Annotated in this window: 22 protein-coding genes; 12 read left to right on the top strand and 10 right to left on the bottom strand. The window is 53.1% G+C overall.

Annotated features, from left to right (window positions below):
* From FD02_RS11630 to FD02_RS05875, 6 genes are all read left to right on the top strand, one after another.
* On the top strand, positions 1 to 2476 hold a 2476-nt coding region (locus tag FD02_RS11630), incomplete at its 5' end, for an LPXTG cell wall anchor domain-containing protein (protein WP_275452907.1).
* Positions 2477 to 2595: 119 nt separating this feature from the next.
* Positions 2596 to 3564: a glycosyltransferase family A protein gene (locus tag FD02_RS05895; RefSeq protein ID WP_054722933.1), complete on the top strand. Its 969-nt coding sequence runs from the start codon at positions 2596 to 2598 to the stop codon at positions 3562 to 3564.
* Positions 3565 to 3579: 15 nt separating this feature from the next.
* On the top strand, positions 3580 to 4596 hold the full coding sequence (locus FD02_RS05890) for a glycosyltransferase family 2 protein (RefSeq protein WP_056951130.1): 1017 nt from the start codon (positions 3580 to 3582) through the stop codon (positions 4594 to 4596).
* A gap of 16 nt (positions 4597 to 4612) precedes the next feature.
* On the top strand, positions 4613 to 5575 hold the full coding sequence (locus FD02_RS05885) for a glycosyltransferase family 2 protein (protein ID WP_054722937.1): 963 nt from the start codon (positions 4613 to 4615) through the stop codon (positions 5573 to 5575).
* Between the two features lie 90 nt (positions 5576 to 5665).
* Positions 5666 to 6364, top strand: coding sequence for a hypothetical protein (locus FD02_RS05880; protein WP_056951128.1), 699 nt, complete (start codon positions 5666 to 5668; stop codon positions 6362 to 6364).
* Between the two features lie 153 nt (positions 6365 to 6517).
* Positions 6518 to 7012, top strand: a complete 495-nt coding sequence (locus FD02_RS05875) for an AP2 domain-containing protein (RefSeq protein ID WP_054723189.1) — start codon at positions 6518 to 6520, stop codon at positions 7010 to 7012.
* A gap of 1708 nt (positions 7013 to 8720) precedes the next feature.
* Here FD02_RS05875 and FD02_RS05870 read toward each other — a convergent pair.
* From FD02_RS05870 to FD02_RS05830, 9 genes are all read right to left on the bottom strand, one after another.
* On the bottom strand, positions 8721 to 9014 hold the full coding sequence (locus FD02_RS05870; RefSeq protein ID WP_056951126.1) for a hypothetical protein: 294 nt from the start codon (positions 9012 to 9014) through the stop codon (positions 8721 to 8723).
* A gap of 2216 nt (positions 9015 to 11230) precedes the next feature.
* On the bottom strand, positions 11231 to 11518 hold the full coding sequence (locus FD02_RS05860) for a type II toxin-antitoxin system RelE/ParE family toxin (protein ID WP_054723186.1): 288 nt from the start codon (positions 11516 to 11518) through the stop codon (positions 11231 to 11233).
* Entirely contained in the window at positions 11508 to 11786 is a 279-nt protein-coding gene (locus FD02_RS05855; protein ID WP_056951124.1) for a type II toxin-antitoxin system RelB/DinJ family antitoxin, read from the bottom strand. The genes FD02_RS05860 and FD02_RS05855 overlap by 11 nt, the downstream gene beginning before the upstream one ends.
* Positions 11787 to 11963: 177 nt before the next feature.
* Complete coding sequence (locus tag FD02_RS05850) at positions 11964 to 12887, bottom strand: GH25 family lysozyme (RefSeq protein ID WP_056951122.1); 924 nt, start codon at positions 12885 to 12887, stop codon at positions 11964 to 11966.
* Positions 12884 to 13054 carry a hypothetical protein gene (locus FD02_RS11195; RefSeq protein WP_156408251.1) on the bottom strand — a complete coding sequence of 57 codons (171 nt, stop codon included), beginning with the start codon at positions 13052 to 13054 and terminating at the stop codon, positions 12884 to 12886. The genes FD02_RS05850 and FD02_RS11195 overlap by 4 nt, the downstream gene beginning before the upstream one ends.
* Positions 13055 to 13153: 99 nt before the next feature.
* Entirely contained in the window at positions 13154 to 13369 is a 216-nt protein-coding gene (locus FD02_RS05845; RefSeq protein ID WP_054723182.1) for a DUF2922 family protein, read from the bottom strand.
* A gap of 8 nt (positions 13370 to 13377) precedes the next feature.
* Positions 13378 to 13626 (bottom strand): hypothetical protein, encoded by a 249-nt coding sequence (locus FD02_RS05840; protein ID WP_054723181.1) that lies wholly within the window; start codon positions 13624 to 13626, stop codon positions 13378 to 13380.
* Positions 13627 to 13692: 66 nt separating this feature from the next.
* Complete coding sequence (locus FD02_RS05835) at positions 13693 to 13908, bottom strand: DUF2922 family protein (protein WP_054723180.1); 216 nt, start codon at positions 13906 to 13908, stop codon at positions 13693 to 13695.
* Positions 13909 to 13938: 30 nt separating this feature from the next.
* On the bottom strand, positions 13939 to 14148 hold the full coding sequence (locus FD02_RS05830) for a DUF1659 domain-containing protein (protein ID WP_054723179.1): 210 nt from the start codon (positions 14146 to 14148) through the stop codon (positions 13939 to 13941).
* A 1410-nt stretch (positions 14149 to 15558) separates the two neighbouring features.
* On the opposite strand from FD02_RS05830, the gene FD02_RS05825 reads away from it, so the two are divergent.
* The 4 genes from FD02_RS05825 (at position 15559) to FD02_RS05810 (ending at position 17879) form a co-directional block, all read left to right on the top strand.
* Positions 15559 to 16371, top strand: coding sequence for a hypothetical protein (locus tag FD02_RS05825; protein ID WP_054723177.1), 813 nt, complete (start codon positions 15559 to 15561; stop codon positions 16369 to 16371).
* 176 nt (positions 16372 to 16547) lie between these two features.
* A complete protein-coding gene (locus FD02_RS05820) occupies positions 16548 to 17111 on the top strand; it encodes a sigma-70 family RNA polymerase sigma factor (RefSeq protein WP_054723176.1) in 564 nt (187 codons plus the stop codon).
* 259 nt (positions 17112 to 17370) lie between these two features.
* Positions 17371 to 17688: a hypothetical protein gene (locus FD02_RS05815; protein ID WP_056951120.1), complete on the top strand. Its 318-nt coding sequence runs from the start codon at positions 17371 to 17373 to the stop codon at positions 17686 to 17688.
* Complete coding sequence (locus FD02_RS05810; protein ID WP_054723174.1) at positions 17688 to 17879, top strand: helix-turn-helix transcriptional regulator; 192 nt, start codon at positions 17688 to 17690, stop codon at positions 17877 to 17879. The genes FD02_RS05815 and FD02_RS05810 overlap by 1 nt, the downstream gene beginning before the upstream one ends.
* A 107-nt stretch (positions 17880 to 17986) precedes the next feature.
* On the opposite strand, the gene FD02_RS11475 is transcribed toward FD02_RS05810, so the two are convergent.
* Positions 17987 to 18157, bottom strand: coding sequence for a hypothetical protein (locus tag FD02_RS11475; protein ID WP_235806680.1), 171 nt, complete (start codon positions 18155 to 18157; stop codon positions 17987 to 17989).
* A gap of 476 nt (positions 18158 to 18633) precedes the next feature.
* On the opposite strand from FD02_RS11475, the gene FD02_RS05800 reads away from it, so the two are divergent.
* Both FD02_RS05800 and FD02_RS05795 read left to right on the top strand, forming a co-directional pair.
* Positions 18634 to 18966: a PadR family transcriptional regulator gene (locus tag FD02_RS05800; protein WP_054723172.1), complete on the top strand. Its 333-nt coding sequence runs from the start codon at positions 18634 to 18636 to the stop codon at positions 18964 to 18966.
* Positions 18963 to 19739: a DUF1129 domain-containing protein gene (locus FD02_RS05795; RefSeq protein WP_054723171.1), complete on the top strand. Its 777-nt coding sequence runs from the start codon at positions 18963 to 18965 to the stop codon at positions 19737 to 19739. Before FD02_RS05800 ends, FD02_RS05795 begins: the two co-directional genes overlap by 4 nt.
* The last annotated feature ends 132 nt before the right edge of the window (positions 19740 to 19871 follow it).

The following is a 19871-nucleotide window of genomic DNA, read 5'->3' as shown; positions in this document are numbered from 1 at the left end:
AACCGACGAAACCGACTTCGAACTCGATATGAAGGGCGCAACCGGCGCTAAGGGTGATACTGGTGCGCAAGGTGCCACTGGTGCCAACGGCAAGTCCGCTTACGAGCTGTGGCTTGAAAACGGCGGCAAGGATGAGAATGGTGACGGCACGACCGACATCAACGACTTCCTGTTCACGCTGAAGGGCGCAACTGGTGCTGATGGCAAGACCGCATACCAAGTTTGGCTGAACAATGGCGGTAGCGACCTTAACAACGACGGGACGACTAACGAAGATGACTTCTTCTTGAGCCTGACTGGCGCTAAGGGTGCTGACGGCAAGACGGCTTACGAAGTATGGCTGGCCAATGGTGGTAGTGACGCCAACGGCGACGGTACTGTCGATGTTAACGACTTCTTCTACAGCCTTAAAGGTGCTACCGGTGCCAAGGGTGACGATGGTGCTACTGGCGCCACTGGTGCTGACGGCAAGACCGCATACCAAGTATGGCTGGAGAACGGTGGTAGTGATCTGAACAACGATGGCACTACTGACGAGAAAGACTTTGAACAAGCTGAAAAGGGCGCAACTGGTGCCAAAGGCGATACGGGTGCTACTGGCGCTACCGGTGCCGACGGGAAGTCCGCATACGAGGTCTGGCTTGATAACGGTGGCAGTGATGTCAACGGTGACGGCACGACCGACGTGAAGGATTACCTGTTCACCATCAAAGGTGCTACGGGCGCCGATGGTAAGTCTGCATACCAAGTATGGCTTGAAAACGGCGGCTCCGACATCAATGGTGATGGTACGACCAACGAAACCGACTTCGAAATCGATATGAAGGGCGCAACTGGCGCTAAGGGTGATACTGGTGCAACTGGTGCCAAGGGTGACGACGGGAAGTCCGCATATCAGATCTGGCTCGAAAACGGTGGCAGCGATGTCAACGGTGACGGCACGACTGACGTGAAGGATTACCTGGTCAACATCAAGGGTGCTACTGGTGCCGATGGCAAGTCCGCATACCAGGTATGGCTTGAAAACGGCGGCTCCGATATCAATGGTGACGGTTCGACCAACGAAACCGACTTTGAGCTTGATATGAAGGGCGCAACCGGTGCTAAGGGTGCTACTGGCGCAGATGGCAAGTCCGCTTACGAAGTATGGCTCGAAAATGGTGGTTCTGATTTGAACCATGATGGCACTACGGACGAGAAGGACTTTGAAACAGCCGAAAAGGGTGCTACTGGCGCAACCGGTGCTACAGGTGCCACCGGCGCAGATGGCAAGTCCGCTTACGAAGTATGGCTCGAAAATGGTGGTTCTGATTTGAACCATGATGGCACTACCGACGAGAAGGACTTTGAAACAGCCGAAAAGGGTGCCACTGGCGCAACTGGTGCCACTGGTGCAACCGGTGCCGATGGTAAGTCTGCATTCGAACTCTGGCTTGAAAATGGTGGTTCCGATCTGAACAATGACGGAACGACTAACGAGACCGACTTCGAATTGCATGAAAAGGGCGCTAAGGGTGATACAGGCGCAACTGGTGCCACTGGTGCTACCGGGGCTACTGGTGCAACTGGTGCCACAGGTGCCACAGGTGCAACCGGCGCAACTGGTGCAACCGGTGCTAACGGTCAGAATGGTCTGAACGGTAACAACGGGAACAACGGTAACAATGGCCTGAATGGGCTTAATGGCCTGAACGGTGCTACTGGCGCAACTGGTGCTACTGGCGCAACCGGTGCTACTGGCGCAACTGGTGCCACTGGCGCAACCGGTGCTACTGGCGCAACTGGTGCCACCGGCGCAACTGGCGCAACTGGTGCCACCGGCGCAACTGGTGCTACTGGCGCAACTGGTGCCACTGGTGCAACCGGTGCTACGGGTTCTGCAACGACTGGCAATTCGAATGTCAACACGAATACGAATACCAATACGAACACGAACACCAACAACAACGGCGGCAACGGTGATAACAACAACACCAACACCAACACGAACACCAACATCAACAATGGCACGGATGGCGGCAACGGTGGTAGCAACACCAACACCGAAACCCACGTGACGACCACTGGTGACAATGGTGGTAACGGTGGCGACAACACGCCGCACGATCCGCTACCAAACACTGAAGGTGGTAATGGTACTGATGGCGATAACGGCGGCAACGGTGGTAAGACGACCAACGTTCGCACCAACACCAACTTGGATTACAAGCCAGGTGATGGGACGAATGAAAGCAATCTGATTACCGACCAGACCACGTTACCAAACACTGGGTTGAGCACGATCAGTGCGGCCACCGGTGACCAGACTGCGGTAGCGGCTGCGAATGCCAACGCCCAACAGTTGCCATCGACTGGCGATCAAGACTCCACCAAGCTCGTGATGCTTGGCCTCGGGGTCACGATCATGGATGCGGTTCTCGCATACGGCATGATTCGTCGCAAGCGGGAACATGAGGATAGCCGTTCCTTGTACTAATCGCTATCCAATAACTTAAGGACAAGCTGCACAGTTACACGGAAGTGTAGCCATGTGCGGCTTGTTCTTTTTTTCGGAGTTAAGTTAGTTGACTAAAAAAAATTGAGGGGGATTCATCCATGCGACATCTCATCAGCATCATCTTGGTTGCCAACGACGCGCAAGAAGGCGACTTAAGCATTCCACTGTCATCCATCAACAATCAGCTCGGAATCGACTTCAGAGACTTGGAGGTGATTCTCATCGACAACGGCCAATATCGGCTGCGTGACCCGAGGGCGTTTGCGATTTTTGAAAACATTAATGCCCGGTACTCCCAACCGAAAGAGGAGCTCTCCTGGGAGGACGCCTTTCAACTGGGCATGATGCAATCAGACGGGGAGTACCTGTTGTTCATGGGGCCGGATGGCTTGCTGAACGCCACCAGTGTGTTGCAAACCATGCTGGAGACGGTGCAGAAACATCCGGAAACCGAGGTGGTGTCTGGCCTCGTCCTTGAACAAGAGCGCACCCGCACCCGCCAGGTCGAATACAAGGTGGGCCGCGACCGCACGTCGATTCGCGGCCGGCTGGTCAAGCGCGAATTTCTCCAAAAATACCAGATCGGCTGGCACGCGCTTGGCGAATATTCCGACGAACTGTTCAGCCGGCAGGTCGACGAATTTGCCGAGCATGAAGTGGAAGTCAGCGAAATCGCCTATGCGCGCTTCACCGGGCGCAACGTCCGCGCCGGCGTGCTGGGCCCAAGCGAAAAGCAGCTGACCACCGGCTGGTTCAAGATGATGACGGCTTATCTCGATCAGATCAAGCACGTGGATGAGCAGCGCTACCTGGAATCCTGCGCGCGGGTCTTCGTGCGGTTCTATTCGCAATTGATGCGCATCGACACGGACAAGCGCCAAACCATCGTCGACGCGATGCGGCTGTTGATGGCGCATAACGTCGCCGCCTGGCCGTATATCAAGCAATTCATCGCCAAGACCACCGCGGCGGATCGCAGCCCGCAGGCGCCATGGGTCAGCCACCCGGACCTGTTCAATGGCTTCGTCGGGTCATTCGACACGTTTCTGCAGCAGTCGCGCAAGTAAGGGAGGGAGCACAAGATGCCGTTACATATCCGCACGTTATCCATTGTGATCCCGTTCCATAACGAAACGCCCGAACAACTGATGCGACTGCTGGCGTCGGTGAACAATCAAGTCGGCGTGAACTTCGGCCAGATCGATGTGCAGCTAATCGGCGATGGCATCACCGACTGGGACCTGACGCAGTATCAGCTGCTAGCCAACCTCACCGTGCGCTTCTACGGCTACGCCGATTCGCTTGGCGCCGGGTACGCCCGCCAAGCCGGGCTGCAGCGCACCAGCGGTCGGTACGTCATGTTTCTGGATGCCGATGATGTCTTGCAAAGCGTCTTCGCCTTGAAGCCGTTCTTTGACGCGGTCAGTCACGGCAACCACGAGGTGATCATCGCGCGCTACCTGCAACAAGCGCGCTTTCCAGACGGGATGCACTACATTCCGTCTCACCCGCACGACTGGAAGTCGCCGGTGGCCAAGTGGTTCAACCGCGAATATCTGGAAGCCCACGACTTGAAGTGGCATCCGGAGCTGCGGATTTTCGAAGACACGTACTTCGTCGGGCTGGCCTGCGAATTGGCCAGCGACATTGTCTACCTCGACGACTCCGTGTACGTGTGGCTGTGGAACCCGCGCTCCACGGTGCGCAAGGACAACCGCGCCTTCGATCATCAACTCGATGAGTGGGCGAAGTCTCACCGCTTCTTCTTCGAGACCATGCGCAAGCAGGCGCCGCAGTACGTCGCGCGCGACTTCTATGGCTACATGGCGGACTTGTTCTTCCATGAGCTGAAGTTCCCGCCGGCAGACGACGCCGCCTTCGACCGCGAGCAAAAGAAGCTCCTGGCGGAAAACCGCGGGCTGTGGGGCAACCCGAACAGCCACGACCAGGTGACCGCCATCGCGCAGAAGCTGAGCGAACAAGCCGACGGGGATTACCACGGCATGGCCTTAGACGGCATCGACGCGTTCTTGCAAAAGCAAGACAAGCTGTTGTACCAGGCGTTCCTCGAGGCGCAATCCGCCCCGGCCGGCAACTGAGAAAGGAGACGGTGGCGTGAAGCTGACCGTGATCATTCCCTGGCGCGATGAGTCGCCTGGACAACTGTATCGCCTGCTGTCGTCGATCGATGCGCAGCTCGAGATCGATTTTGCCCAGCTAGAAGTGGTGGTGGTCGCCGATGGACCGGCGGTGTGGCCGCAGCGCATCAGCGTGGCCATGCAGCATTTCACCCCCATCAGCCTGCGCTCGCCCGGTAACGTCGGGGCGGGCTTGGCGCGCCAGTATGGCATCGACCACAGTACGGGCGATTACCTGATGTTCCTGGATGGTGACGATGTGCTGCAAGACGTCTTCGCGCTCAGCCGCTTCTGGCGCGCGGGGGCCCACGACCTCATCGTCGGCCCCTACACCAAGGAATCTTACGCCAGCGGGTATCAGTATCAGCAGTCTGACGCCATCGAAAGCAGCGCCGTGTATGCCAAATGGTACCGGCGCAGCTATCTGACCAGCATCGGCCTGCGGTTTTCACCCGAATTGCGGACGTATGAGGACGCGTACTTCGTGACCTTGGCGCTGCTGCTGACCACCGACGTTGCGGTGCTCACGCAGCCCAGCTACGTCTGGCTGCGCAACATGCAGTCGCTGGGGCGGCGCGACCACTTCGCCATGGCGCATCAAGCCGATCAGTGGGCGAAATCCTACCGGTTGCGCCTGGCGTTCTTGGCCAGCCACGACTCGCCGGATTATGCCCACCAGGGTTGGAGCTACGTGGTGAAAGCATTCTTTCACATTCAAATTTATACCCCAGCTGACGTGCACGCGTTCTTACAAGAACACCGCCGCATCCTGACCGCAATTGGTCAGCATTGTCAGCCAATCACGCCGGCGGAGCTGGTGGCGCAGGCCGAACGCCTGCAGCCTAAGCTCTACCCGACGCTAACGATGAACGGATTTGCCAAATATGCCGCGGATCAGCTGGCGATCATTCGCCAGGTGCCGCGCAGTGAAGAGAAATGAGGTGATTGTAGGCTATTGATGACGCCACCAGTGCGTGGGGGAGGCCCACGAGCTGGGGGGGTAATAAGGAGTCAGGGAAGAAGGGAAAAGATGGCGGGAGGATTGAATCTGAGCGGGCAACAATTCGGTGAACTGACCGTGGTGAACAGCATCGCCGGCGGCCAGCACGGCCAGCCGAGTTGGCGCTGCCACTGTGCGTGCGGGAATTGGCTCACGGTCAGCACCGCCGAGTTACTAGCTGGCCAGCGTCAAGACTGTGGTGACAGCGTCCATGGCGCCGCCCAGCGGCGCCGGCAGTTGGCGCGCCGCCAGGATGTGACCGGCCAGCGCTTCGGCCGCCTGGTCGCGCTACGGCCGGTGAGCCGGCGCGTCAGCAACGGCGACACCATGTGGCTGTGTCAATGCGACTGTGGCAATCAAGCCGTCGTCGACGTGCAGCGCTTGAAGGCGGGCACCTCGCGCAGCTGTGGCTGTTTGCGGCGCGAGGCGTCGCGCCAGCGCATGACTGCCGATCCACGCCTGCTGGTGCACGTCGGTGATGACACCTGGTTGCCTCATCGCGCCTTGCCGACTGCGGCAGCCAAGTTGCCGCACCGCAATGGCTTGGGCGTGGTCGGCGTGCGGTTTGATCCAGTGGCCAAAGTCTGGAACGCCCGGCTGATGCACCACGGCGTCTACGTGTTGAACCGCTCATTCCAGCGATTCGATGAAGCCGTAGCCGCCAGACGTGCCGCCGAACAACTCTATCTGCCGGCGGCGTATGCGAGTTTGGCGCCAGCCGAGCAGTGAGGAACAGGAAAACAGGAGAGTAACGCCATGAAAGTGAAGCCGTTAGCGTCAGTGCGCCAGCCGCCTGACCTGCATCCGGCTTGGCATTCTTGGCCGAATTGCGACCAAATACCGAACCAGTTAGGCATAGATGTGAATAAAGGAGGTGAGCCGATGGCAGACTCAACGCAACATCGAACCCGCGCCATCGACCTAGTCGGCCAACGCTTTGGGCGGCTCACCGTGATTAAGCGCCAAGGCACGAAGAAGAACGGCAATGCCGCTTGGCTGTGTCAGTGTGATTGCGGAAATAAAGTCGTGGTCGATGGGTATGCCATGCGCCACGGCGTCGTCAATAGTTGCGGGTGCATCAGGCGCGAGAACTCGCAACGCCTGGCGAAGCAGAACACCGCGTTCATTGCGCAACAACATAACGGCGCGCAGACCTTGAAGAACGAAGACGGCGTGTACTACGCGTCGCTGCACCGCGGCAAGCGGAATCGCTCTGGCGTCGTGGGGGTTTCCTTCGACCGCGCCAGCGGCCGCTGGGCGACGCGATTGTTCTATCAAGGCCGCTACGTCTTGTTGAAGATGTGCGACAGTTATCAAGAAGCCGTGCAATTGCGGCGGGAAGCCGAGAAGAAATACCTCGGCAAGCACAAGCAGTAAGGACTGAAAGATACGAAGAAAGCACCCCCAGCAGCGCGAGACGAGCGCTACCGGGGGTGCTTTTGTGAATCATTTGGGGGATGCTGACATAGTGACCAATGATCTTATAGGAGTAGAGATTCAGGCCATATCTACCTTGCGCCAATCCGGGCGTGATGTCAACCAATCTTTACCGGAAAATTGGATTTTTTCACAAAGTTTTTGGGGGCGGGGACTGGTGGACAGGCCTGAATGCGGTGAATTGGAAATATATTATTTTATGTTGGCTGAATTGTCCATGGATTGCCGCATTTGGATATGAAATAATGGGGATGTGAGCTGTTATCCCGGATTTCCTAGGGTAAACGGACCGGGGAAAATTTCCTGGGTAATTATTATGTTGCAGTTGGAATAATCGTTATTATAAACGGAACGAAGGAAGTATACGATTCGTTTCATGACGAGGCTATGATGGGCCGCTTGTGAAATACTCGGCCTGGGCTGATCGCTGTGATTAACCCGGGAAATATATGGGTGGTCAGGTGGCAACCCGATCAACTCAGTTCTGGTAACATAAGAAAACGCTGAATCCCTTGAAACAGTAGGCATTCAGCGCTGTATCTGGTAAAATATTACGTGCAGAAAAGTTAAATGAGCGGTGGTACGAACTTCGAAAGAGGGTGATGCCCATGGTGTAACAACCTTGGTATCAGAATCTGTTAGAAAGGAGTACAACGTAGCTTGTGATTGGTGCGCTCGTATCAATCACGGCCGTCATCGGCACGATGGTCGTCCTGGTCAATGTGGCAACATGTTTGATCAAGGGACTGACCCGCCTGCTATATGCGGTGCACGGTCTGATGATGGCGTTCGGAACATTCCGAAAATGAAAGCAAGCAAAAAGCCGCCTCATGACTTTTGGCGAGTTATAGCGGCTTAATGCTTGTCTAAAATTGGCCACCGTTCTTTAAACGGTTCTGCAGGGGGCGTGACCTTTTACGGAGGTTGCGCTCTCTTTATATGCTGATTATATCATGTTCTCTTTGGCTGGCCAAGACTGCCGTTGAATCTAAGTCTAGTAGAATAGACCGCTTTACGCAGTGCGCGGCCTGATGATGGCGTTCGGAATATTCCGAAAATACAAGTAAGCAAAAAGCCGCCTGATAACTTTTGGCGAGTTGCAGCGGCTTAATGCTTAGCTAAAATTGGCCACCGTTCTTTAAACGGTTCTGCAGGGAGCGTGACCTCTGCCAAGGTTGCGCTCTCTTTACGTCCTGATGAAATGGCGCATACTCGTTCGACCAGTTAAGTTATGATATCGAACCTCGAAAGAAGGTGATGCTCATATGGTGTAACAACCTCGGTATCAGAATCTAGTAGAAAGGAGTACAGCGAAGTAGAATCCTAATCTGCTTGGTTAACGGGACAACGCAGTTCATCAAGACATCAACCAACTGTTTGGTGTAACGGTTGGTCGATTGTGGTACACGGTGATCGATCAAAGCAATGAGCAGGCTGCTTGATTGCTTCCTGCGTGGTTTGATTATAGCATGTTGGGACGTTACTACCAAGCATTTTTACCAAGAAAATCCATTGTCAGAAGATAAGAAATATCGTATGGGATGTTAGGCGATTAGCTCTTGCCCCGAGCACATTTTCCGCGTAGAAATGGTAATTAAATCGTGGGGATAATTCCGGAAAAATCGGCTGGCGCCGAACTGCCAGTCGCCTAGTCGACGTCGATGCCGTCGATATTGAGGATGGCCGTTGGGTGATCGACATTGTCAGGGTGAATGGACATGCGGTAGCAGTCAATCTGCTTATGTTTGTTATTGTAACAGGTGACGTCGACGGCCAGGTAGGGATATTCATAGACCATGCTCGACTGGGCGGCGACGGTCCGCCAATTGTATTCGACCTTCGCCACAGTTGAGGCTTCTTTAGTTTGGATGAATCGGGTAATTTGTGCTTCGTGGGCTTGGAGAAACGCAACTTGACGCTCGTGGCTTTCCTTTTCGTTCATTGATAATCCTCCTGCGGTAGTGATGTTGATGGGCTCGAGCGGGTTCGCGCCTGTGGCCTTGCGAGTGGCTACGCGGGCGATAACCAGCCAACACCTCGTATGTATATGCGATTAACCTGCCGATATTCGGCCGGAATAGAAAATTGCGACCTTCTAACCATGCCTCATCAAAGACGAGGTGTCAACCAATATTCGCCGAAATAATAATATAATTCACAAGAGTCCACCTGAGTTTAGCAGGCGGGGATCAGTTTGAAAACATCCCGACGATACATTATTTTATTTTCTATGTAGCCAAGAATAATCAGTCTTGTACAGATCCAAACTGTTGAAATAAGTGGATAACTCGAATGCTTTTCGTCGCGAAAATATCCAGAATGGCACCAAAATTTTAATTGATCGTTTTCGTTCTTGTTATTAATTAGATAAGCGGGCTATCGGCTATTCATCGGAAGTACATGAGAATTAAGCTACTTTGTGAAAAGCTTCCGCTGGTAAGGGGCGAGCAGTGGCTGACCTGACCATGACATCTAGATGGTGAAGAGATTGCAGAATCATTTGAATCGGTAGGCAACTAGCGGCTCCCCTGATAGAATATAACGTGCAGAAAAGTTAAATGAGCGGTGGTACGAACTTCGAAAGAAGGTGATGCCCATGGTGTAATAACCACGGTATCAGAATCTATTAGAAAGGAGTACAGCTTAGCTTGTGATTGGTGCGCTCGTATCAATCACGGCTGTCATCGGAACGATGGTCGTCCTGGTCAACGTGGCAACATGTTTGATCCAGGCACTGACCCGCCTGCTATACGCAGTGCGCGGCCTGATGATGGCGTTCGGAATATTCCGAAAATGAAAGCAAGCAAAAAGCCGCCTCATAACTTTTGCGAGATTATAGCGGCTTAATGCTTGTCTGTAATTGACCACCGTTCTTTAAACGGTTCTGCAGGGAGCGTGACCTCGGCCAAGGTTGCGCTCCTTTTATGTCTTGATTATAGCATGTTCTTTTTGACTGGCCAAGACTGTCGATGGAACATCCTCGTACAAGAGGAACGGTGACATCATCTGAACCGCTAGGCAGCTCGCGATTAACCTGATAGAATATAACGTGCAGAAAAGTTAAATGAGCGGTGGTACGAACTTCGAAAGAAGGTGATGCCCATGGTGTAACAACCTTGGTATCAGATTCTATTAGAAAGGAGTACAGAGAAGCTTGTGATTGGTGCGTTGGTATCAATCACGGCTGTCATCGGAACGATGGTCGTCCTGGTCAACGTGGCAACATGTTTGATCAAGGCACTGACCCGCCTGCTTTACGCAGCGCACGGCCTGATGATGGCGTTCGGAATATTCCGAAAATGAAAGCAAGCAAAAAGCCGCCTCATTACTTTTGGAAGATTGTAGCGGCTTAATGCTTAGCTTAAATTGACCACCGTTCTTTAAACGGCTCTGCAGGGAGCGTAACCTCGGCAAAGGTTGCGCTCCTTTTATGTCTTGATTATAGCATGTTCTTTTTGACTGGCCAAGACTGTCGATTGAGACAACCCTTTTACGAGATGAAAGGGTGCATTATCGATCCCACAATCGTCCTGGTCAACGTGGCAACATGTTTGGTCAAGGCACTGACCCGCCTGCTATATGCGGTGCGCGGCCTGATGATGGCGTTCGGAATATTCCGAAAATGAAAGCAAGCAAAAAGCCGCTCCATTACTTTTGGGAAGTTATAGCGGCTTGATGCTTAGCTTAAATTGACCACCGTTCTTTAAACGGTTCTGCAGGGAGCGTGACCTCTGCAAAGGTTGCGCTCTCTTTATATGCTGATTATATCATGATCTTTTTGACTGGCCAAGACTGTCAATTGAGACAACCCTTTTACGAGATGAAAGGCTGCATTATCGATCCCACAATCGTCTTGGTCAACGTGGCAACATGTCTGATCAAGGCACTGACCCGCCTGCTATACGCAGTGCGCGGCCTGATGATGGCGTTCGGAATATTCCGAAAATGAAAGCAAGCAAAAAGCCGCCTGATAACTTTTGCGAGATTATAGCGGCTTAATGCTTAGCTAAAATTGACTACCGTTCTTTAAACGGTTCTGCAGGGAGCGTGACCTGTGCAAAGGTTGCGCTCTCTTTATGTCTTGATTATAGCATGTTCTTTTTGGCTGGCCAAGACTGACATACAGGTAACGACTTTCTCGAATTTGCGTCTTTGACCTTATTCAATGTTTAAGACGGTGCGATGAGATCCAGTTGCCAACAGCAACAATGTCACCTCGGTTTTCGTGATTCGGTATCTGAGCAGCCAGTCACCACGGCCAGCAATGTGTAACTCTCGATCACCCTTAAGCCGTCCTTTTAAAGCGTGGTCACCCAACTTTGCAAGTTCGGCCTGGTTATTTGTCAGGATTATTTCTACAGCGGATCGTAATTCTAATAGATTTGCGCCGCGTTTTTGCATGGCCTGTGCTTGCTTCTTGAAGAGCTTGGTTTGCCTAATCTCCATGAGTCAGATCCTGATACCAATCATCAACACTAGCGAAACTATCATAGTCGCCATGTTTAATTTCGTCATGTGCCTTCAAGGTTGCAGCATCAAGAGCGTCGTTCGCAGTGACGGGAAATGGGACTCCGTTGACTGCAATTGCTTTTTTCAAATAGATATTAATCGCAGTTGTCATATCTAAACCCGCATTCTCGAACACCTGGCGCGCGCGTTCCTTAGTGTCCAGATCAACTCGTGCAGTAATGACTGCTTTTTTCTTAGTGGTCATGAAGTCGCCTCCTACCACCGAATACTATCACATTAACTATACAGTGGCTAGTAATTGGCAAGTTGGTTTATCGGCACGGTCCGAAGGCAGTATTCGGGATCTTCCGAAAATGAAAGCACGCAAAAAACGCCCAGCGGCCAATTTCTCGGCCACTGGGCGCTACATATCTCTTGCTCGTTAGCTAAACTTCCCCCAATAATTCAACCGCTTATTCCCGCTGGCATTGCCCGAGGCGAGATAACCAAAGCTGCCACCGCTGCGTGGCTGCCGCAGCCAGACATAGCCGCCGGCATAGGCGAAGGCGTCGTACTTGATTTGTTGACCGGCCTTGATCACGGCGATCAATTTGCCACTGGTGCTGGCCGCGGTGCGCAGATTGATCGCGCGATCCGGGGTGAACGTACCGGTTTCTTTGTGCCAGGTCACGGCCGGGGTGGCAACTTTGGCCGGCGAAGAAGTGGCAGGTTTGGCTGGCGCGGCCACGCTGCCGCGGGCCCACGCCGCCCACAGTGCCTTGTCGCCATCGAACCGATCGAGGTCGAGATTGCCCGCATAGCCGGCTAGGCGGCCGGCGCTGGTGTATTGATGCAACAATGCTTTGCCCCAATACTTGGGCGTGCCGTTGAGCGCACGGGTTTGGTAGCCGTTGACCGTGGCCATTGAATTATATTGGGCCACCCACAGCGGATAAGTCTTGGCGACGCTACTCCAGTTCAGCGTGTTGGCGGGACTGAGGCTAATGTACAAGAACATGCGCACGCCAGTTTGTTGCTGAATGTACTGGAGAAACTTCAACGCCTTGGCCGGCCCGGCACTGTTCAACAAGCCGGCCGCCTCGAAGTCTAACGCCAAGATGCCTTGGCCGACATACGGCTGGCTTTTGCTGAGGAAATACTTGGCCTCGGCCACCGGATCGGCGGTGGTTTGGTAATGATACAGGCCGAATAATTTGCCCGCGGCCTTAGCTTGTTTGATGTGGTTGGCCATCAGCGGATTGGTGTAGCTGGTGCCTTCGGTGGCCTTGATGATGGCGAAGTCGCCGGGCACCTTCGTGAGGTCGAGGGGATTGTGACTGGAAACATCGATGCCGTTGAGCGTCATTTTGTTTTCCCTCCTTCGTTGGTGAGGAAGCGGTCGAGTTCGATCAGTAATTTCTGGATCTCGGTGGTCAGCACGTCGAACTTCTTCTCGAGGCGCAGGAGCACCACCATCGCAATGGCGAAGCCGCCTGCCTGCTCAAGGATGATTTTGACTGTTTCTGCATCCATGATGAGACTCCTTTCTAAAAATAGTGCGGATTCGATGCGTCGTCACCACCCGCGAGGCCACGGCGGTCTGCGCGGGCAGGGGGGCGCACCGAGTGGAGATTAATTTAACAGGTTCCGGACGGTGGTGTCGGTGACATAGACGCGGCGCAGTTGATCGCGCGTGTACACCGCCTCGGTTTTAAAGGCGAGGCTGCCGCCAATCATCAACATGGCTTGTTTCACCTGCGCAGGCGTTAGCTCGGCAGTGGCGTTGTGAATGCGCACGTGATATTCGTTGTAGTCGGTGCCGCGAAAGACTAAATCATAGTTTCTCATGGCGGCGCCTACAATTCTTTCAATTCCGTCAAGTCGTAGTCGTCAACGATATACACCCAGGCGTGGTTCAGGCGCATGTTGGCATAGAACATCTCCAAACCGGCGCCCAACAGCGCAATGCTATCGGCGTGGACGAAGTAATCGATGCCGCTGAGGTGAACACGCTGGGTGATTTTCGGATTATCCTTATCAACAAACAGATACGTGACAGTGGCGCCGCCCACACCGGGGCTTGGCGCGTGACTAATATCGTACATGGGCGGACTCCTTTCTGGCCCCGGGTCAAGGTTGTGACCAATAAACGCGGTTACTTTGGCGGCGGGCTAGGCTAGGTACAGTGCATGGGTTTCCGTGACGACGCCGTTGGCCGCCACTGGCGTCGCATAAATGACGTTGTCGTCCTTCTTGAACAGTTTCGTGTCGGCGATGGCTTGCATCGCTTGGCGAATCACGTCGGCGTCAGGGGCTTCGGCGCGGGCCAGGGAAAGCACGCGGCGGCCGCCATTCGTGTCGGTGAAGATGAGCTGCAGGGTTTGCATGATGTCACCTCCTTTCTAGCGCTGATGGGGCTAAGCCTGAATGAGGTAAGTCGGGTTCAGCGTCACGGAGACTTGCGCGCCAGGGTAAAACGTGAGGATCGCCTGGGCGAAGGCAAGCATGTCTTCGTCGGTGGCGTCGTTAGACGTGTTACTGAAGCGGCGAGAAACGGTAACGAAACTCGGATCGTCGGGCTTGGTGATGTTGATGCCCGTGATCTGGTTCTGCAATACGCGTGCCATGTGCTGCACCTCCTTTCGGTGGAAGTTAAGGTTTGCACCTTACACAGATAAATGTCATTGAGAATGCAAAATGTTAAGTTTTTGGCCAATTAGCCCCGGTGTAATAGCATTTCCATTTTGGCAATATTTTGGATTTCGGCTTTTATCCATTTAAACGAAAAAATGGCGGTCGACTTGATGGGAAGGACTGCTCCAGAAAAAATGAGAAAATTCTCATCAAAATCAGTGGCTGTAACCCTTGGTACAATAGGCTTTTGAAATTTGTTGAATTTGCGACCTTAACATTTGGCGATCTCAATGACATTTATAGGTGTAAGGGTCATCACCGGCCGGCAAAAAATGTCTCACACAGACTCGGGCAGTCAGCACCATTTCGTCCAGGCGGGAGCGCCAGCAAGATTTACTCAGGAGGGAATCGCCAGCTTCATCGATTCAGGTGCGAGCACGCCGGCAACCTTTGCGCTCAGACTCGGACCGTCAGCTTTAGTCGTCTAGGCTTCGGGCCGCCAGCACCATTCGCCCGATGACCTGTAAATCTCCTGACCGTGCATTAACGGCGCAAGCCCGCGCAGCTCGAGATGAACAGGCCTGTGATTCAACGACCACTTTGGACCAACTGCGCATCTCGCCACGCGGACATGAGTGAGAACATTGCGTTTCTCCTCACCATTCGCTCAGGGCTTGCCGTGCCTAGCGGATCCGTCAGTTGTTGAATCACAAGGTGTGCGAGCGAACCGGCCGGTGATGCCGCACAGACCTGGGCAGTCAGCAATATTTCGTCTAGGCTTTGTGCCGCCAGCTTCAGTCGCCCATACCTGTGAATCTCCTGACCGTGCATTAACGGCGCAAGCCCGCGCAGCTCGAGATGAACAGGCCCGTGATTCGATAACCATATTGGACCAACTGCGCATCTCGCCACGTGGACATGAGTGAGAACATTGCGTTTCTCCTCACCATTCGCTCAGGGCTTGCCGTGCCTAGCGGATCCGTCGGTTGTTGAATCACAAAATGTGCGAGATTCTCGCACAGGCTGCGGGCCGCCAGCACCATTCGCCCAGCTTCAAACCATCGCGTCGCTTTGCCTTCATACTTGCAAGATGAAGGCGACACCCGGGCCGCGGAGACGTCCGCAACTCTGGTGGTGACAGTCGGCTGCATGCACCGGTTGCCCGCGAGGCAAGATGTTCTAGACATCAAGGATGGTTTGAACGCACGAACAGCCCGCCGCTGAGAAGCAATCTCTCGGTGACGGGCTATTCGTGTGGGTGCAACGCCAAAATTCATCACCAAATCATTGTACAAAAGTAAGTTGCTCGCTGTATAATAATCGGGAAAATTTGAAGATGCGCTCGACAAGCTTAATGTTGATGATTAATGATTGGCAATTTCTTGAATCGAGGTGTATCAGTTATGGCAATGTTTCAACTTGTCCTCACGAATGTTCATACTATTAAGGCACTGCAAGGCGTCATTAAGTTAGGCGAGGTGAAGGCCAGTCAGCAATCCCCGGGTCTCGCTTCAAGCGATTTGATTATCGCCATTGATGGGCCGCCGGGGGCAGGAATTCTGGCCATCGTGAAAGACGTTGGGCCAGTGATTTTAGACCGACGTTTGGCCACGTTGTTAGATCATATTAGTGGCGGCTATTTCGCGGCGAGTATAGAAGTAACCGAAAGTGCCAAACGACGAATGGCGGCCGGTGGTACTGGGATGCGGCGGTTGCCGCTGATGGTGCCGGCTGGTGAAGGAATGTTGACTGGCACCATCACCGGGGCGGTATTTAACACGCAATATCTCGCGACAGTTCGCGTTATCAATCAGCACAAGGTTGAATTTGATATCGTGATTTCACGCCAGCGGCATTGCACAGCGCAACTGACGATGCCTAAGACCAATGTGAGCAATTACGCGGCTAAGTTTGAATTTGTGAAGCCTTACGCCCAACTTCAATATGCGGTGAATATTCTCAAATATGGGCGGGCGACTGGGCGGACCGAAGCCGATCTTCAAGCTGCGCGAGCCGTGGTTACCCGAGCTGGGATTAACAGCGCTAACTTAGAACAAATCGGTAATCTCCGCCGGACTGCTACGCGACTTGCCGATGTAGCAGAGGCGCAAACATGGGTAGTGCTGGCGGAACGGAAAAACCGTCACGTGAGCGACATTCATCTGGTCAAAATCGTGCGCAAAACAGTTTATCACGCGCTGATGCACACAAGATAAGGATCGAAATCTAGTGATGGCGGCAGTTTGTCGTCATCACTTTTTTTATGCGCCGTGAAAGTGCCAGTGTGAAAGGCTTTTGCGCGAAACTCGTGGGCGCGCACGAATAGGGCAATCGCTATACACTAACCATGCATTACCGGTAATGCAATTTCTTAATTCTATGGAGGAATTGCATGATGAACCAACCAGTTGAAGATTCAGAACGTTCCGCGCGAGCTTTCGAACTGTACCTGCAGAATCAGTCCGTGGTGTACGCGGCGGTGTGGCGGACCGGGTTAGTCAAAACGAAGGATGAGCCGCGATTTGATGAACTGGTAGACGAGGGGATGTGGGCATACCACGATTTTTATCTGAAGTATCCGCAGGCGCTAGACTCTGACGACGCCCTCACCAAGTTCAACGCGCTCGCATTGCAAGCGGTGAGCTGGGCGCTGAAGCGTTACTTAGCAACTGAAAGAGCACATGCTGCGACGAACAATGAAGTTCTTAATGATCCAGCGATTGGACGCGACTGGCATGACGAGTCGACGCCAGATTGGTTGGTAGATGAAGAAGCCAGTAAGTTATATGGACGCTTATCCCGGGTGGAAAAGCAGGTATTTCGGCTCTTGTACGACGAGGAATTAAGTCCGAGTGAAATCGTGAAGCAAACGGGCCGTAGCACGGTTAGGATTTCGCAGATTCGCAAGCAAATTCAGGCGAAGTATTTGGCGTTGCAGGCAGAAGAAAATCGCTAAAGTTTACACTAGCTGTAAAATAAAACTGGCGGTCATCGAAATGCGATGGCCGCCAGTTTTGTAACGCGAAAGCTTAGGCGACTTGGGCGTACTGAGGCGAATCCATCGTGGCAAAGATTGAGGCAGTAGCCAGACCGCTGTGGATTAAACTGTTCAGCAGGCAATATTCTCATGACCGTGTCAAAGATATTTGACATTCCAGATGATTACCGCTATTCTGACGGTGTCAAAATGTGTGACTTTACAGGAGGCGAAAATCGTGAGAAAGAACGATGAGATGTATCAGATGTTCAGCAATCAAGGCCTTAAGGTGGCATATGGTTATGTTGTCATCGCAATTGCAGGCTACGTGTTGTATCAAGTACTGATTCAACATCAACTGGCGCCTTTCTGGACTTTTGTCATGGCGTCACAGGGGGTGATATGGATCATCGCGACGCAGGTTTTCCAGATCCGGCGGCTTGGTCGAGCAGGTGTCAGCAAGGGCACCTGGGTTACTTTGGTCATGGTGAGTATTTTGCTGGCATTACTGTTAATTGTGAATGGCTTTGGTTTGATTGCCCTGGTGTTGCACTAATGCGAAATCACATCAATGAACGGCGAACGCAAGCGGGCCTGACGCAACAGGACTTGGCAAATGCCTGCGGAGTATCCCGTCAAACAATTAATGCGATTGAAAATGAGAAATATGATCCCACCTTGAAGCTAGCTTTTGCCTTGGCGAAGCACTTGCACACGACAGTGGATGAATTGTTTCAATATAGTTGAAGCAGGAATCCTCTGATTTCAATCGGGGTAAGAAATGCCGCCGGTTGATTATTGGCAAGACAGCTACAGCGACGCTGGAACTGGTTGACGTCATTTAGGTTATTCAGTCATTGATTCATCTGGTTCAAGGAGAGAATATCTTCGCAGCCAACGATACCAATACCTTCGCGAACATTACCACCACTGCCTCTTTCTATGTGATCGGCTTGCTGCACTATCACTGCAAATATCACGCATAGGGCTTCTAAGCTGGGAAGCAGCATGATTATGCTGATCATTCGTGGCGGAGATGCATTGTAGCCGGCTAAGTGGCAGGCCAAAGCCGGTAACTGAACAATTATGGTAATGCCTCGACGAATGCGATATTTGCCTCACAATAAACTGGCGGTCAGCGCAACGCGCTGGCCGCCAGTTTTTTGAATTCCTAGTGTCTTTTCTGCTTGTGCATCACAACTGACGCAACCACTAGGAGGTACACGGGATAAAGTAATACCGCAACAACAGAAAACAATAGAATCAAATTGAAGAACCGGTGAAAGTACAACTTAGAAATGACTAACGCGACAACAAGGACTGCGACAAAAACGAGATCTCGTGGTCTAGCAGTTTCTAGTATTTTCCTCATAGCAAAGAAATACAACATCGGGTCAATCTCGTCAAGTTCATTTTATCTGCCAAATTTTCTATCTTCCTTGCTTGACAAGTTAGTGCACAGCACATATTCTTGCATTGCAAGATAGTGGGAGGCGGACGAATGCGCAGATTACCATCACAACTGTTAAAAGGCTCGCTGGAAGGGGCGTTGCTTCAAGTCATCGCCAATCGCGAGACCTACGCGTATGAGATTCACCAAGCGTTGGTTGATGCTGGGTTTGGCGAAATCGCCGATGGCACGATTTATCCACTGCTGCTCAAGCTGGAGAAGGCCAACCAGATTTCTGGCGAAAAGCGCGCCTCTCCAAATGGCGGACCGCCGCGCAAGTATTATCATCTGTTGCCGGCTGGCCAAGCGGCGTTAGCGGCGTTTGATGCGGACTGGACGCAACTGGCAACGGCGATGCGCCGACTGAAGGGGGTAGGGAAATGAGTGAGACACTTTTGCCGCGCAATCAGGAGTATTACGATCGGCTGGCGGCGTATGTCACTGACGCAATCGGCGTCGATGGCAAGGCGGCTGAAGAAACAATGGCGGAGATTCATGCGGATTTGTTGCAGGCTCAAGCCAATGGCATCAGCGCCGCGGATTATTTTGGCCATGATCCGAAGACCATCGGGAATCAATTGGTGGCCACCCTGCCGCATCTGACGTGGCAAGACTGGTTGCGATTTGCGGTCATTACCTGGGCCATTTCGTTTTTGGTGTTCGCTTGGCGCTATATCTTCAATGGTCTGAGCCGAGTCCCGCTTGGCACCGCAGCAGTCCTGGCCATCATCCTGCCAGTTGGCGTCCTAGTGGGGATGGCAGTTTATCGCTCCGGCACATTCACGAGGAAAAAGTTTCGTGACTCCGGCATCGTTGTGCTGATTGTGTGCCAAACGATGCTCTTGCCGGTGAGCGATCTTTTTCCAAAATTCGGTCGCGTCGTGATTCCGCCTACAGCACTCGCCGTTATCGGCTTCGGCATGGCATTGGTGTTGATTGGGTTCGGGATTTGGCTGGGGATGCACTCGTGGGTGTTTGCGGCGCTGTGCAGCGTGTTCGCGACTTTGTTCGCGCTACCGGCCGCCGACGCGCTTGGCACGCTGCCCGGCTGGTGGGGGCGGTTGTTGATTCCGGGGATGTTTCTCTTGTTTATGCTGATCATTCGCGGCGGGGATGCATTGTGGCCAGCCAAGTGGCAGGCCAAAGCCGGTGACTGAATCATTATGGGACTGCCTCTGCGAATGCAATATGTTTTCCAATAATCAACTGGTTGTGCTGTTGAACAGCTGATGAGAATCATGCTCACCGACGTATTCGCTGGCGGTCATCGTGTTTTGATGGCCGCCAGT

Source organism: Lacticaseibacillus nasuensis JCM 17158, from assembly GCF_001434705.1.
GTDB classification, from domain to species: Bacteria; Bacillota; Bacilli; order Lactobacillales; family Lactobacillaceae; genus Lacticaseibacillus; species Lacticaseibacillus nasuensis.
The sequence above is the reverse complement of the archived record's forward strand: the minus strand, read 5'-3'. Positions and strand labels throughout refer to the sequence as shown.